Origin of the sequence: Rubrivivax benzoatilyticus JA2 = ATCC BAA-35, assembly GCF_000190375.1 — a bacterium.
Classification (GTDB): domain Bacteria; phylum Pseudomonadota; class Gammaproteobacteria; order Burkholderiales; family Burkholderiaceae_C; genus Rubrivivax; species Rubrivivax benzoatilyticus.
The window spans coordinates 1-14,979 of record NZ_AEWG01000127.1; the positions used below are offsets into that span (position 1 = coordinate 1).

Genomic DNA, 14,979 nt, shown 5'->3' on the forward strand with positions numbered 1-14,979 from the left:
CAGCAGCACGCCGAGCGCCACCCCGGTCGCCAGCCGGCGACGCGGGGGCAGCGTCTCGTCGGGAATGGGGATCGTCGGAACGTTCAGCATCGGCGCACCGCCGCCGGTATTCGACCACAACCGGGGACGACTGAAGCAGGGGCTCGTGACCCCCTAGACAGCGGGCCCTTGGCGCTTGCTCTGCGTCAAGCGACCAGCCCGAACCACGGTCGATGCTGGTCAGCACAAGACAGACCACACGATGGAGACAGACATGGGTGCGCCAAAGTTCGTCGACTCGATCGAGGCCGCGGTCGACCTGGTGCTGGACACGGTCGAAGGCGACATCGTGCTCGGCATCCCGCTGGGCGTCGGCAAGCCCAACCCCTTCGTCAACGCGCTGTACCGCCGGCTGCGCGACGACCCGTCGCGGCGGCTGCGCATCGTCACCGCGTTGTCGCTGCAGAAGCCGGTCGGCAAGACCGACATCGAGCGCCACTTCCTCGAGCCGCTGGTGGCACGCGTCTTCGAGGACTACCCCGACCTGGACTACGTCGTCGACCTGCGCGCCGGCCGGCTGCCGAGCAACGTCGAGGTGCGCGAGTTCTTCATGAAGACCGGCGACTACCTCGGCAACGCCACGGCGCAGCAGAACTACATCTCGACCAACTACACCTTCGTCGCACGCGACATGGCGGTGCAGGGCATGAACGTCATCGCCCAGGCGGTGGCGGCACGCGGCACCGGCGACACGATGCGGCTGTCGCTGTCGTCCAACCCCGACGTCAGCGCCGAGATCATCGAGCGTGTGCACGCCAGCGGCCGCAAGGTGATGACCGTCGGCGTGGTCAACCAGAAGATGCCGTTCATGCCCAACGGCGCCGAGGTCGACCCGGGGCTGTTCGACCTCGTCGTCACCGACCCGCGCGGCACGCACGCCGTGTTCGCGCCGCCGAACAACAAGGTCTCGTTCGCCGACTACGCGATCGGCCTGCACGCGTCGAGCTTCGTCGTCGACGGCGGCACGCTGCAGATCGGCATCGGCTCGCTGGGCGACGCGATCGCGCAGGCGCTGATCGTGCGCGACCGCCACGGCAGCGAGTACCGCCGCATCCTCGAGTCGCTGACCGGCGGCGACCTGTCCGGGCGCGAGACCGGGCGCTTCGACACCGGGCTCTACGGCTGCTCGGAGATGTTCGTCAACGGCTTCCTGAAGCTCATCGAGGCCGGCATCGTGCGCCGCGAGGTCTACGCCGACGCGGTGCTGCAGCGCCTGCTCAACGAGGGCCGCATCGCCGACGCGACGGTGCGCCCGCAGACCCTGGCCGCGCTGCTGGAGGCCGGCCGCGTGCGCGCGCCGCTGGACGCGCGTGACCTGGCCTTCCTGCAGAGGTTCGGCGTGCTGCGCGCCGAGGTGCGGCTGGACGGCAGCGACCTCGTCTGCGGCGAGCGCCGCTGCAGCGCCGACCTGCGCGACGCCGCCGCCCTCGACACCGTCTGCACGGCGATGCTCGGGCCGCGGCTGCTCGGCGGCGTGTTCATGCACGGCGGCTTCTTCATCGGCCCGCGCGACTTCTACGAGCGCCTGCGCACGATGCCGCCGCAGGAGCTGGCGAAGATCGACATGACGCGCATCGACTTCATCAACCAGCTCTACGGCGACGACGAGTTGAAGCGCCAGCAGCGCCGCCGCGCGCGTTTCATGAACACGACGATGGTCGTCACGCTGCTCGGTGCGGCGGCCAGCGACGCGCTGGAGAACGGCCAGGTGGTCAGCGGCGTCGGCGGCCAGTACAACTTCGTCGCGATGTCGCACGCCCTGCCCGACGCGCGCCTGGTGATGATGCTGCGCTCGACGCACGCCACGAAGCAGGGCCTGACCAGCAGCATCGTCTGGAGCTACGGCAACGTGACGATCCCGCGCCACCTGCGCGACATCGTCGTCACCGAGTACGGCGTCGCCGACCTGCGCGGGCAGTCCGACGGCGAGGTCGTCAAGCGACTGATCGCGGTGGCCGACTCGCGTTTCCAGGACGAGCTGGTGCACCAGGCGCAGGCCCACGGCAAGCTCGAGGCCGGCTACGTCGTGCCCGAACGCCACCGCCGCAACCTGCCGCAGACGCTGGAAGACCAGCTGCAGCCCTGGGCTGCGGCCGGGCTGCTGCCCGAGTTCCCGTTCGGCACCGACCTCACCGACGACGAGATCCGCATCGTGCGTGCGCTGAAGAAGCTCAAGCACGCCAGCGAACACCCGGCCGAGCTGCTGCAGATGACGCTCAAGAGCCTCTGGGAAGGCCGCGAGGCACCGCGCCCCTACCTCGAACGCCTGGGCCTGGCCGACGCACACGGCCTGCGCGACCTGCTGGTGCGCCGGCTGCTGGCCAACAACCTGTAGCGCCGCCCCGCCGCGAGCGCCGTTCGGCGGCGCTGCCTACACTGCGCGGCGATGGCTTCCACCCCCACCTCCCCGGCGGCGCGTGCCGCCGACGACGCGGCGCCGGCGCGCCGCGTGCGTTCGCTCTCCGGGCTGCTGCCCTTCGTGCGGCCGTACCGCGGCCGCGTCGCGCTCGCCGGGCTGTTCCTGGTGCTCGCCGCGGCCAGCACGCTGGCCTTCCCGGTGGCGCTGAAGTCGCTGATCGACCAGGGGCTGGTCGCCGCGGACCCCGGTGAACGCGTGATGGCGCTGCGCGGGCACTTCCTGGCGCTGTTCGCCGTCGGCGGCGCGCTGGGGCTGTTCTCGGCGCTGCGTTTCTACATGGTCACCTGGCTGGGCGAACGCATCACCGCCGACCTGCGCAACGCGGTCTACGCCCACGTCGTGCGCCAGAGCCCCGAGTTCTTCGAGACCACCCAGACCGGCGAGGTGCTGAGCCGCCTGACGACCGACACGACGCTGGTGCAGACCGTCGTCGGCTCCAGCCTCAGCCTGGGCCTGCGCAACACGGTGATGGGGCTGGGCGCGCTGACCGCGCTGGTCGTCACCAACCCCTGGGTGATGACCCAGGTGCTGGGCATCCTGGTGCTGGTCGTGCTGCCGTCGATCTACTTCGGCCGCCGGGTGCGCAAGTTGAGCCGCGCCAGCCAGGACCGCGTCGCCGACTCCAGCGCCATCGCCGCCGAGGTGCTGAACGCGATCCCCGTCGTGCAGGGCTACGTGCAGGAGCGGCGCGAGTCGGCGCGTTTCGACGCCGCCACCGAGAGCGCCTTCGACACCGCGCGCCGGCGCACCGTGGTGCGCTCGCTGCTCGTCGGCTTCATGATCACCGCGACCTTCGGCGCGCTGGTCTGGGGCCTGTACCAGGGCACCCAGGCGGTCATCGAAGGCCGCATCAGCGCCGGCCACCTCGGCCAGACGGTGGTTTTCGTGATCATCTTCGTCGGCGCGGTGGCGGTGCTGTCCGAGGTCTGGGGCGAGCTGCTGCGCGCCGCCGGCGCGACCGAGCGGCTGATGGAGCTGCTGGCGGCGCGTTCGCCGGTCGCCGACCCGCCGCGGCCGCGTGCGCTTCCGCCGACCTCGGGCGGCTCGGCGGTGCGGCTGGACGGCGTCACCTTCTGCTACCCGTCGCGGCCCGGCCAGCCCTCGCTGGCGGAGTTCTCGCTGGACGTGCGGCCCGGCGAGACGGTGGCCCTGGTCGGCCCCAGCGGCGCCGGCAAGAGCACGGTGCTGCAGCTGCTGCTGCGTTTCTACGACGCCCAGGCCGGGCGCGTGTCGGTCGACGGCGTCGACGTGCGCGAGGCGGCGCTGGCCGATCTGCGCGGGCGCATCGGCATCGTGCCGCAGGACAGCACGGTGTTCTCGGCGTCGGCGCTGGAGAACATCCGCTATGGCCGCCCCGACGCCAGCGACGCCGAGGTCATCGCCGCGGCGCGCGCCGCGCACGCCCACGAGTTCATCGAGCGCCTGCCCGAGGGCTACGCCAGCTTCCTCGGCGAACGCGGCGTGCGCCTGTCCGGCGGCCAGCGCCAGCGCGTGGCGATCGCACGCGCGATGCTGAAGAACCCGCCGCTGCTGCTGCTCGACGAGGCGACCAGCGCGCTGGACGCCGAGAGCGAGCGCATGGTGCAGGCGGCGCTGGAGACGGCGATGGCCGGGCGCACGACGATCGTCATCGCCCACCGCCTGGCCACCGTGCTGCGCGCCGACCGCATCGTGGTGATGGACGGCGGGCGCATCGTCGACGTCGGCACGCACGCCGAGCTGGTGGCGCGCGGCGGGCTGTACGCGCGGCTGGCAGCGATGCAGTTCGAACTGGCGCCGGCCTCGGTCTGATGGAGGGGGAACGCCGGTTGCGGACGGACGCCGCCAGGGCAAGAATGCGGCGAGCTCCCGAAACGCAGGTCTTTTGCCCCGACCGGCAGCGACCGTTAGCCCCTAAGCTGCCGGCAGTGTCCGCACCGAGCGCCCTGCCCGAGAGGAATCCGACTTGCCTGCCGCCCTGTCCCCGCCGTCCGGCCCGGAGACGATCCTCATCGTCGACGACGAGCCGGCCAACCTGAAGATCCTGGCCACGATCCTCGGCGACAAGGGTTACCGCGTCATCGCGGCGTCCAACGGCGAGACCGCGCTGCGCCTGGCCGAGCGCCCGCCGCTGCCGTCGCTGATCCTGCTCGACGTGATGATGCCGGACATGAGCGGCATGGTCGTGCTCGAGAAGCTGCGCGAGAACCCGGCCACACGCGCCATTCCGGTCGTGATGGTCACCGCGCTGGGCAAGGAGCGCGACGAGGAAACCGGCCTGAAGGCCGGCGCCTCCGACTACATCAAGAAGCCCTTCAGCCCGCTGATCCTGCTGGCGCGCGTGCGCTCGCAGCTCGACGCGGCGCGCCTGCGCGGCCTGCTGCGCGACGAGCTGCAGCGCGAGAAGCAGCTGCGCGACCTCGAAGGCGACCTGATGCAGACGGTCGTCATCCGCGCGCTGGCCCACCTGGCCGAGACCCGCGACCTGGAGACAGGCAACCACATCCTGCGCACCCAGAAGTACGTGCGCGTGCTCGCCGAGGACCTGCGCAGCCACGGCTGGGACCTGTCGGACTCGACGATCTCGCTGCTGGAGCGCTCGGCACCGCTGCACGACATCGGCAAGGTCGGCATCCCCGACGAGGTGCTGCTGAAGAAGGGCAAGCTGACGCCGGACGAGTGGGTGACGATGAAGCGGCATGCCGCCATCGGCGCCGACGCGATCACGCGCGCCGAGGAAGACGTGCAGCAGGAGGTGCGCCAGCGCTGGCAGGACGGCGAGATCGACGACAAGACACGCAACCTGCTCGACTGCCTGCGCATCGCCAAGGAGATCGCCCACCGCCACCACGAGCGCTGGGACGGCAGCGGCTACCCCGACGGCCTGGCCGGCGAGCAGATCCCGCGTTCGGCGCGGCTGATGGCGCTGGCCGACGTCTTCGACGCGCTGATCTCCAAGCGCTGCTACAAGGACGCCTGGGACTACGGTCAGGCGCGCGCGGTGATCCTCGAAGGCCGCGGCACGCACTTCGACCCGGCGGTCGTCGAGGCCTTCGAGCGCTGCTACGACGAGTTCTGCCGCATCGCGACGACCTTCGCCGACCCGAAAGACGCTCAGGACGAAGCCGCGGATCGTGCCCCCTGAAGGTTCCGGGATCGCCGGCGCGCGGCGCCGCTCGCGCCTGACGGCGCTGCGCACCGCGCTCGTCTACGCCGGGCTGGCCTCGCTGTGGATCCTGCTGTCGGACCGCTGGGTCGAGCGCCTGCTGTCCGACCCCGAGGCCCGCACGCTGGCCAGCATCACCAAGGGCTGGGTCTTCGTCGCCGTCACCTCGCTGCTGCTGTACGTGCTGGTGCGGCGGCTCGCGCCGGCCGGAGACACCCGGCGCCCGCCCGGCAGCCGGGGCGATCGCCGGCTCGCGCTGCTCGTCGGGGCGACCGTCGCGGTGCTCGCCGCGGCCGGCCTGGCGCTGTCGCTGCGGCAGCAGCAGCACGCCGCCGTGCAGGCCCTGCACTCGGTCGCGGAACTGCGCAGCGCCCAGGCCGCGACCTGGGCCGCGGCGCGTCTGGCCGACGGCGACCGGGTGCGCGAGATGCAGCCGTCCCGGCTGAAGGAACGGCTGAAGCTGCTGCAGGAGGAACGCGGCTACGTGGCCGCCGCGCTGCTGGACCCGCAGTGGCGTGTCGTCTGGAGCTCCGGCGCGACGCCGGACGCGCCGCAGGACACGCCGGCCGCAACACAAGACCGCCCACGGCTGCTGGGCCCCCAGCTGGACGCCGAGGGCGGGGCGCACCTGACGCTGCTGGTGCCGCTGGCGCCCGGCCAGGCCCCGCAGGGCGGCTTCGCGATGCTGCAGCTGGCCGCAGCCGACCTGCCGCCGCTGGCCCTGGGCACCGGCAGCACGTCGGCGGACGGCATCTCGACGGTGCTGGTGCGCCGCGACGGCGCCGACCTGGTCTATTTCGGCTCGCCGTCGCGCAAGGGCTTCTCCGTCTGGCGGCGCCCGGCCGAGGCCGGCGCGATCGCGGCGGCCCCGGTGCCCGCCGGGACTGTGCTGGAGGGCAGCGACGAACGCGGCTCGCCCGCGCTGGGACTGCTCGCGCCGATCGCCGGAACCCCGTGGAGCCTGCTGACGCGGCTGGACCGCACGACGCTCGAGCGCCAGCGCTGGCAGGCGGCCTCGGGCGTCCTGCTGGCCGCACTGCTGGCCGGCTTCGGCGCCGCGGCACTGCTGGCGCTGCGGCGCCAGCGCGAGGCCCTCGAACGCCACGAGTCCGAACGCCGCCGCCAGGCCGAACGCATGGAGGCGCTGGCCGTCGTCGAGGCGATCACCGACAGCTCGCCCGACATGATCTTCGCCAAGGACCTGCAGGGGCGTTACCTGCTGTTCAACCGCGCCGCCGAGCGCCTGACCGGCCACGCCCGCGAGCAGGTGCTGGGGCGCGACGACTCGGTCGTGTTCCCGCCCGAGGTCGTCGACCGCCTGCAGGCCGACGACCGGCGCGCCCACCAGGGGCCCATCGAGTTCGACGAGGTCCTGCCGACGGTGCAGGGACCGCGCGAGATGACCGTCACCAAGGGCCCGCTGCGCAACCGCGGCGGCGAGCTGATCGGCGTGTTCGGGATCACGCGCGACATCACCGAGCTGAAGAAGGACCGCGCGCTGCTGGCCGAGAGCAGCCGCATCGCGCGCATCGGCGGCTGGAGCTACGACGGCGACAGCCGGTCCATCATCTGGACCGACGAGATCCGGCACATCGCCGAGGTCGACGGCGACATCCCGCCCGACCTCGCGTTCACGATGCAGTTCCTGGGCACCGAGGCGCGCGAGCAGCTCGAGGCCGCGCTGACGGCCAACCGCGACCGCGGCACGCCCTTCGACGTCGAGCTGCCGGTGCGCACCGCGCGCGGCCGCGAGCGCTGGGTGCGCATCGTCGGCCAGCCCGAGTTCGACGGCCGGCGCGTGCTGGCGGCACAGGGCTTCGTGCAGGACATCACCGAGGCCAAGACACTGCGGCTGGAGCTGGACCGCCACCGTGCCGAGCTCGAACGCCAGGTGCACGAGCGCACCGCCGACCTGGAGATCGCACGCGCCCGCGCCGAGGCCGGCATGCGCGCGCGCGACGCCTTCATCCGCATCATCAGCCACGAGCTGCGCACGCCGCTGCACCAGATCCTGAACCTGGCGCCGCACCTGCACCGTGGCGACGGCAGCCCCGAGGAGCCCTTCGTCGAGGCCGCCGACCGCCTGGCCGAGATCCTGGAGGACGTGCTGACGCTGTCGGAGCTGGAGGCCGGCGGCGTCGTGCCGCGCGTGCAGGACTTCGAGCTCGGCGCGCTGCTGCACCAGACACGCGAGCAGGTCGAGGCCGAGGCGCGGCGCAAGGGCCTGGCGCTGACGGTGGACGCCGGCAGCGCGCCGCTGTGGCTGCGCGGCGACCCGGCGATGCTCGGCCGGGCGCTGGGCAACTACGTCAAGAACGCGGTCAAGTTCACCGCCGAGGGCAGCGTGCAGGTCGTCGCGCGCCGTGTCGCCGAGGACGCCGAGGGCGTGACGCTGCTGCTGGAGGTACGCGACACCGGCCCGGGCATCGACGCGGCGCTGCAGCCGCGGCTGTTCGGGGCCTTCGAGCCCGGCGACGTCTCGATGACGCGCCGCCACGGCGGCGCCGGCCTGGGGCTGGCGCTGACGCGGCGCCTGGCCGAGCTGATGAAGGGCCAGGTCGGCGTCAACAGCCGGCCCGGCAAGGGCAGCCGCTTCTGGCTGCGCCTGCACCTGCCGCGTGGCCGCGACGCCAGCGCACGGCCGGTCGGGCAGCTGTCGGTCGAGGCCATGCTGCGCGCCCGCCACGCCGGCGCGAAGGTGCTGGTGGTCGACGACGACCCGGTCAACCGCGAGAGCGCCTCGGCGCTGCTCGGCGCCGTCGGCCTGCAGGTGCTGCTGGCCGAGAACGGCCGCGAGGCGGTGGAACGCACGCTGGCCGACAGGCCGGCGCTGGTGCTGCTGGACCTGCAGATGCCCGAGGTCGACGGCCTCAGCGCGGCGCGCGAGATCCGCCGCCGCGGCGCGACGATGCCGATCCTGGCGCTGACCGCCTCCGACGTCGAGGACACGCTGGCCGAGTGCCTGGCCGCCGGCATGGATCACCACGTGCACAAGCCGGTCGAGCCGCGGACGCTGTACGCCACCCTGCTGCACTGGCTGGGCAGCGGCGGGCCGGTGGCCGCGGCGGCGGCGGCGAGCGCTGCGGCAGGCGACGGCGACGCGGCGGCGACACCGCCGGACTCCTGGCCGCTGCTGCCGGGTGTCGACGGCCCCGACGCGCTGGAGCGCTGCGGCGGCAACGTCGGGCGCGCGCTGTCGCTGCTGCGGCTGTTCGTGCGCACGCACGCCGACGACGCCGAGCGGCTGCAGGCCCTGTGCGAGGCCGGCCGCTGGTCCGAGCTGCGCCAGCTGTCGCACGCGCTACGCGGCGCGGCGGGCAACGTCGGCGCACGCGACGTCCACCTGAGCGCGACCCGGCTGGAGAGCCTGCTCGACGAACGCGCCCCGGTGGCGGCGCGGGGCGACGCGACCCGCGGGCTCGCCGACGCGCTGCGGACGCTGGTCGCCGGCGTGCGCGCCGTGCCCGACGCGGCCGCCGCACCGCCACCGCCGCCGCCGACGTTCGACTCGGCGATCGCCGTGTCCGGGCTGGCGCTGCTGCTGGCGTCGGGCGACACGGCCTGCGCCGGCTACATGGCCGAGCACGAAGCCGAGCTGCGCCAGTCGCTGGGCGCCGAGTTCGACCGCCTGGCCGACCTCGTCGAGACCTTCCGCTTCGACGAGGCGGCGACGCTGCTGGCCCAGCGGGCGAACTGAGCCAGGCGCCGCGGCCGCGGCGCGGATAATCGGCGCCATGACCGTCAAGACCCAGCGCCCGGTGCGCTCCCAGTACGAGGATTTCATGCGCCACGTCGACACGACGGGCGTGCACAAGAGCGACCGCACCGGCACCGGCACGAAGAGCGTCTTCGGCCACCAGATGCGTTTCGACCTGTCCGAAGGCTTCCCGCTGGTGACGACCAAGAAGGTCCACCTGAAGAGCATCATCCTCGAGCTGCTGTGGTTCCTGCGCGGCGACGGCAACGCCCGCTGGCTGCAGGAGCGCGGCGTGACGATCTGGGACGAGTGGGCGCGCGAGGACGGCGACCTGGGGCCGGTCTACGGCGTGCAGTGGCGCAGCTGGCCGACGCCCGACGGCGGCCACGTCGACCAGATCGCCGAGGCCGTGCGGCTGCTGAAGACCGACCCCGACTCTCGCCGCATCGTCGTCAGCGCCTGGAACGTCGCCGAGCTGCCGAAGATGGCGCTGATGCCTTGCCACGCCTTCTTCCAGTTCTACGTCGCCGACGGCCGGCTGAGCTGCCAGCTCTACCAGCGCAGCGCCGACATCTTCCTCGGCGTGCCGTTCAACATCGCCAGCTACGCGCTGCTGACGATGATGATGGCCCAGCAGTGCGACCTGCAGCTCGGCGACTTCATCTGGACCGGCGGCGACTGCCACCTCTACAGCAACCACGCCGAGCAGGTGCGGACCCAGCTCGCGCGCACGCCCTTCCCCTACCCGACGATGGAGATCCGCCGCCGCCCGGCGTCGATCTTCGACTACGAGTACGAGGACTTCGTGCTGCACGACTACCAGCACCATCCCGCCATCAAGGCACCGGTCGCGGTCTGACGATGACGACGCTGGTTCTGGTCGCCGCCGTCGCGCGCAACGGCGTCATCGGCCGCGACGGCGTGATGCCCTGGCATCTGCCCGAGGATCTGGCGCACTTCCGGCGCACGACGCAGGGGCTGCCGGTGCTGATGGGCCGGCGCACCTGGGAGTCGCTGCCGGAGCGGTTCCGCCCGCTGCCGGGGCGGCGCAACATCGTCGTCACGCGCCAGGCCGGCTGGGTGGCGCCGGGTGCTGAAGTGGCGGCGTCGCCCGAGGCAGCGCTGGCGCTGATGGCCGACGCGCCGCGGGCCTGTGTCATCGGCGGCGGCGAGCTGTACGCGGCGCTGCTGCCGCGCGTCGACGAGCTGGTGCTGACCGAGATCGACGCCGACTTCGACGGCGACACCCGGCTGCCCGCGACGCTGCGCGACGGCTTCACCGAGGTCGCGCGCGAGGCGCACCAGGCGGCGGCACCGAACGACTTCGGCTACGCCTTCGTCACCTACCGCCGCGGCTGAGGCATGCGGGGAATGCTGGGGTCAGGGAATGCTGGGGTCAGGTCTCGCAAGACCTGACCCCGTCTTTACGGCGGCGGAGGAAAGCTGAGACCTCTCGAAAGCTGGGGGTCAGAAAGCTGGAGAAAGCTGGGGTCAGGTCTCTCGAGACCTGACCCCGCCTTCGCTGCCCCCGCCTTCGCGCCGTCAGCCGAGATCGACCCAGACAGGCGCGTGGTCGCTGGGCTTTTCGCGGCCGCGGATGAAGCGGTCGACCTCGGCGGCCTTGAGCCGCGCGGCGGCCGGCGCGTTGAGCAGCAGGTGGTCGATGCGCAGCCCGGCGTTGCGCTCCCAGCGCTGGCGGAAGTAGTCCCAGTAGGTGTACATCGCCGCGTCGCCGTGCAGCGTGGCCAGGGCGTCGGTGAAACCCAGTTCCAGCAGGCGCTGGTACGCCTGGCGCGACTCGGGCTGCAGCAGCGCGTCGTTCTGCCAGCCCTTGGGCGAATAGATGTCGCGCACCGCGTCGGTCGGCACGACGTTGTAGTCGCCGGCCAGCACCACCGGCGCGTCCAGGCCCACGAGCGTCGCCGCGTGCTCGTGCAGGCGCTGCATCCACTTCAGCTTGTAGTCGAACTTCGGCCCCGGCTGCGGGTTGCCGTTGGGCAGGTAGAGCGCACCGACGATCAACTCGCCGACCTGGGCCTCGAGGTAGCGGCTGTGCGTGTCGTCAGGGTCGCCCGGCAGGCCGCGAAGGCGCTCGACCGGCTGCTGCCCGCGCGCCAGGACGGCGACGCCGTTGAAGCCCTTCTGCCCATGCCAGATCGCGCCATAGCCGGCGGCCTCGATCGCCTGCAGCGGAAAGGTCTCGTCGGAGGTCTTCAGTTCCTGCAGACAGGCGACGTCGGGGGCCGACTCGGCCAGCCATTCGAGCAGCCGCGGCAGGCGCGCGGTGATGCCGTTGACGTTGAACGTGGCGATCTTCATGCGGGCGATCGTAGCGAGTCCGCGCCACGCGCGTCCGCGCAGCGACGTCAGCGTGCCGGTGCCGAGGCCTTCAGCCAGCGCCGCGCCGCCTCGGCGTCGGGCCCCTGCGCGCCGGCCTGCTTCAGGTAGGCCTGCAGCCTGGCGCGGCCGTCCGCGGTGCGGCCGGCCTTCATCAGGCTCAGGCCCCAGCGGTAGGTGAAGACCGCGGGCAGCGGCTCGCCGACGGCGGCGATCTTCTCGAACAGCGGCAGCGCGCCGGCATGGTCCTCGGCCAGCAGCCGGGCCTTCAGTTCCTCGCGATAGACGGCGAGGCGCGCGGCCGGGGCCATCCAGCGCGGCGTGCGCGCGGCCAGCGCCGCGAACTGCTCCGGGCTCGGCTTGATGCCGGCCGGCCCGTCGGCGCGCGGCAGGGTCAGCACCAGACGCACGGTGGCCGGCTGCGGCGTGCCCTCGGGCAGGCGCTCCAGCAGCGGCAGCAGCGCCACCGAGACCGTGCCGCCGCGCACTGGCACGACGGTGGTGACGCTGGCGATCGTCGCGCCGGCCGCGTCCAGCGCCTGCAGCGAAGCCGGCGCATCGAAGCTCTCGGAGCTCGCCACCGACTGCCAGCGCGTGCGCCCGGTCGGCTCCTCCTCGTAGCGCGTGCGGCCCAGGTCGGGGATCCGCGGGCGGTCGCCGCTGCAGCCGCCGTCCGGCGCGTTGCAGGTCCATTCGAAGCGGTAGCGCGTGCGCTCGGACTCCTGCTCCAGCCGCCTCTCGACGACGATGGCCGACACCGTGTCGCCGTCCAGGTGACGCCGGTCCAGCGCCAGCGGATACGGGCCGTTCACGGCCTCCCAGCGGCTCTCGGTGCCCTTGGGCACCCACATCGGCAGGTAGTCGGCGGCCACCGCCGGTGCGGCGGCGGCCAGCAGGATCAGCAGCGACAGCAGGCGACGCATCGTCTTCACCGGCTCAGGCAGAGCTCGCCGCGTTCGGTCCAGGTCCGAACGGTGCGCAGCTCGCGGCCCTGGCGGTCGATCTCGAGCTGCTCCCAGTCCTCGCGGTAGCTGTCGCAGCGCCCGCTGCGACCGGCCAGCCGCGTCACGCGTGCGACGCCGGCGGCGAACGGCTCGGCACGCCGGTAGCGTGCCGGCACCACGACCCGGCCCTGGGCATCGACATACCCCCAGGCACCACGTTCCGCGAACGCGGCCAGACCGTCGGAGAACTCCGCCAGGTCGTCGTAGCGCGGCGCGAGCACCCAGCGGCCGTCGGCGTCGACCAGGCCCCAGCGCTCGCCGTCGCTGGCCGGCGCCAGGCCCTCGGCAAAGCGGCGCAGCGCCTTCCAGCGGCCTTCGCCGACGATCTGCCCGTCGCGGTCGACGAGCCGCCAGACCTTGCCGTCGTGCACGCCGCCGCGGCCGTCGGCGAAGGGCAGCACGGCCTGCCAGCGCGGCTCGACCCGGGTCTCGCCCGACGGAGCGCGGTAGCCCCAGCGGCCGCTCGCGGCATCGCGGAAGGCCTCCAGGCGGCCGACGCAGCGCTGCGCCGTCGCCAGCGCCGCCGCCGCGGCGGCAGCGAAGCTGGCGCCACCGGAGTCGAGGTCGCGTGCGCCCGCGCAGCGCAGGCGCTCGACCCGCTGCCGACGGGCCTCGGCGCGTTCGGCCTGCTGGCGGTCGGCGGCGGCGTCGCGTTCGCTCGCCGCAGCCTGGCGGCGCGGCAGCACCTCGGCATCGACCTCGTCGAACATCGCGCTCATCGGGTCGGCAGCCGCACCGCGGCGCCCCTGGCGGCGGCGCTCCAGCTCGCGCGCCTCCTCGTCGGCCAGCACGCGTTCATCGAAGGCCCGCAACGCATCGACGTCCAGCGTCAGCCGCAGGGTGTCGAGCTGATGGGCGCTGGCGCGCAAGGTCGTGCCAGGGTCGGCCAGGAAACGGCGCGCTTCGTCGGCCGGCAGCCAGTGGTCGGCGCCTTGCAGCGCCTTGTCGCCGTCGAGCCCCGGCACGCGGTTCAGCAGCAGGCGGCCCCACGGCGGACTGCCGGGCACGTTGAACGACGGCCGCGGGTCACCCTCGGGGTAGGCGGCGCCGATGTCGCAGACGATCCAGGCCGTGTCGACGCGGCCACCGCCCAGCCGTCGGTCCAGCGGCACGACGAAGCGTGCCTCGGTGAGCGCGACACGCTTCCAGGCGGCCGCCGGCGTGTTGGAGCGGATGTGGTCGAAGACGCGGTCACCGCTGCGCGGCGTCTTCAGCTGCACGGTGCCGAGCTTCCAGGTGGCCGTGCAGAAGACCACCGGTTCGCCCATCAGCGTCCAGACGCGCGCGTTCAGGTCCAGGCGCACCGTCGCCCAGCTGCCGTCGTCCAGCCGCGGCGCGAGCTCCAGGCGCCAGCTGCGCTCGAGGTCGACGACGGGGCCTGTGGGTGCGGCGGAGGCGGCAGCACCGCAGCTCAGCAGGGTCAGCAGCAAGGCCAGGCGCGGGCGCATGGCCGGATTCTTCGCACCCGGCCGGCGCGGCGCCCTGACCTGCCGCAGGCCGGGGCGTCAGCGAGGCTCGGGAATCAGCGCGAGCGCGCCGAGCGCGTCGGCCATCGACTTGTCGATCCGACGCAGCAGCCCCAGCCGGATCCCCTCGCGTTGCTCGGCGCTGTAGTACTCCAGCCCCGGGAGGAAGGGCAACTGCGGCGTCTCGCCGTACTCGCACGGGAAGTCGCCGCCCCACTCCCAGGCGATCTCCTGGCCGGTCTTCACGTCCAGGACGTCGATGCGATAGGCCGCGTAGACGCAGCGCCGCATCAGGTTGAGGAACGAGCGCTCCATCATCCCGTAGCCGGGCGCGAAGAGGACACGCTCCTGCGACGTGGCGGTGCCCGGACGGATGACCAGCAGGCGATCGACACCCTGGCGCGCGGCGATCGCCAGCAGTTGCTGCGGGCCGTCGACCCGCAGGCGCTCGATGACGAGGTCGCGACGGTCCAGCGCCGTGGCTTCGAATCTCGACCGCTGACGCAGCAGCTCGATGGCCTTGTCGGTGGCGTACGCATCGATCTGCCACTCGGGAACCTTGACGCTGTAGCGCGCGTTCTGGAACACCGTCGTGCCGATGCGCAGGCCATGGAACTCGTCGCCCAGCAGCGAGACGACACCGATGCGCCGAGTCTGGGTCAGGTCCTCTCCGGAGACGGGGCGCTTGCCGCCGAGTGCGGCGCAGCCGGAAAGAAGCGAGACGAGAGCCCAGCAGGCAAGCAGTTGCAGCGAGCGACGCATGGCGGCGTGACGAGTGAGATGCCGAGGAGGCCGGCATGATCGCCTCCCGAACGGTCCTGCCGATCGCGGGGTGGCGACGGCATCCACCGCCGGACGGACCCCGCCGCTGA

The 14,979-nt window shown here is 72.8% G+C and carries 10 protein-coding genes; 6 read left to right on the top strand and 4 right to left on the bottom strand.

The features are described from left to right. The first annotated feature begins 253 nt into the window (after positions 1 to 253). The 6 genes from RBXJA2T_RS14350 (at position 254) to RBXJA2T_RS14375 (ending at position 10,659) form a co-directional block, all read left to right on the top strand. Positions 254 to 2,374: an acetyl-CoA hydrolase/transferase C-terminal domain-containing protein gene (locus tag RBXJA2T_RS14350; protein ID WP_009858123.1), complete on the top strand. Its 2,121-nt coding sequence runs from the start codon at positions 254 to 256 to the stop codon at positions 2,372 to 2,374. A 51-nt stretch (positions 2,375 to 2,425) separates the two neighbouring features. Next, the gene (locus RBXJA2T_RS14355; RefSeq protein ID WP_009858124.1) at positions 2,426 to 4,249 is read left to right on the top strand and encodes an ABC transporter transmembrane domain-containing protein; all 1,824 of its coding nucleotides are present in this window, start codon (positions 2,426 to 2,428) and stop codon (positions 4,247 to 4,249) included. Positions 4,250 to 4,403: 154 nt separating this feature from the next. Beyond that, on the top strand, positions 4,404 to 5,582 hold the full coding sequence (locus tag RBXJA2T_RS14360; protein ID WP_009858125.1) for an HD-GYP domain-containing protein: 1,179 nt from the start codon (positions 4,404 to 4,406) through the stop codon (positions 5,580 to 5,582). Continuing rightward, on the top strand, positions 5,572 to 9,300 hold the full coding sequence (locus RBXJA2T_RS14365; protein ID WP_009858126.1) for a PAS domain-containing sensor histidine kinase: 3,729 nt from the start codon (positions 5,572 to 5,574) through the stop codon (positions 9,298 to 9,300). Before RBXJA2T_RS14360 ends, RBXJA2T_RS14365 begins: the two co-directional genes overlap by 11 nt. A 37-nt stretch (positions 9,301 to 9,337) precedes the next feature. After that, on the top strand, positions 9,338 to 10,159 hold the full coding sequence (locus tag RBXJA2T_RS14370; RefSeq protein WP_009858127.1) for a thymidylate synthase: 822 nt from the start codon (positions 9,338 to 9,340) through the stop codon (positions 10,157 to 10,159). A gap of 2 nt (positions 10,160 to 10,161) precedes the next feature. Further along, positions 10,162 to 10,659: a dihydrofolate reductase gene (locus RBXJA2T_RS14375; protein WP_009858128.1), complete on the top strand. Its 498-nt coding sequence runs from the start codon at positions 10,162 to 10,164 to the stop codon at positions 10,657 to 10,659. A 183-nt stretch (positions 10,660 to 10,842) separates the two neighbouring features. On the opposite strand, the gene xth is transcribed toward RBXJA2T_RS14375, so the two are convergent. From xth to RBXJA2T_RS14395, 4 genes are read right to left on the bottom strand one after another with little or no spacing between them, the layout of a single operon-like run. Then, complete coding sequence (xth, locus tag RBXJA2T_RS14380) at positions 10,843 to 11,619, bottom strand: exodeoxyribonuclease III (protein WP_009858129.1); 777 nt, start codon at positions 11,617 to 11,619, stop codon at positions 10,843 to 10,845. A 47-nt stretch (positions 11,620 to 11,666) separates the two neighbouring features. Further along, a complete protein-coding gene (locus tag RBXJA2T_RS14385; protein ID WP_029718915.1) occupies positions 11,667 to 12,560 on the bottom strand; it encodes a hypothetical protein in 894 nt (297 codons plus the stop codon). A 5-nt stretch (positions 12,561 to 12,565) separates the two neighbouring features. After that, positions 12,566 to 14,089: a WG repeat-containing protein gene (locus RBXJA2T_RS14390; protein WP_009858131.1), complete on the bottom strand. Its 1,524-nt coding sequence runs from the start codon at positions 14,087 to 14,089 to the stop codon at positions 12,566 to 12,568. Positions 14,090 to 14,146: 57 nt separating this feature from the next. Further along, positions 14,147 to 14,869 (bottom strand): hypothetical protein, encoded by a 723-nt coding sequence (locus RBXJA2T_RS14395; RefSeq protein WP_009858132.1) that lies wholly within the window; start codon positions 14,867 to 14,869, stop codon positions 14,147 to 14,149. Between the last annotated feature and the right edge of the window lie 110 nt (positions 14,870 to 14,979).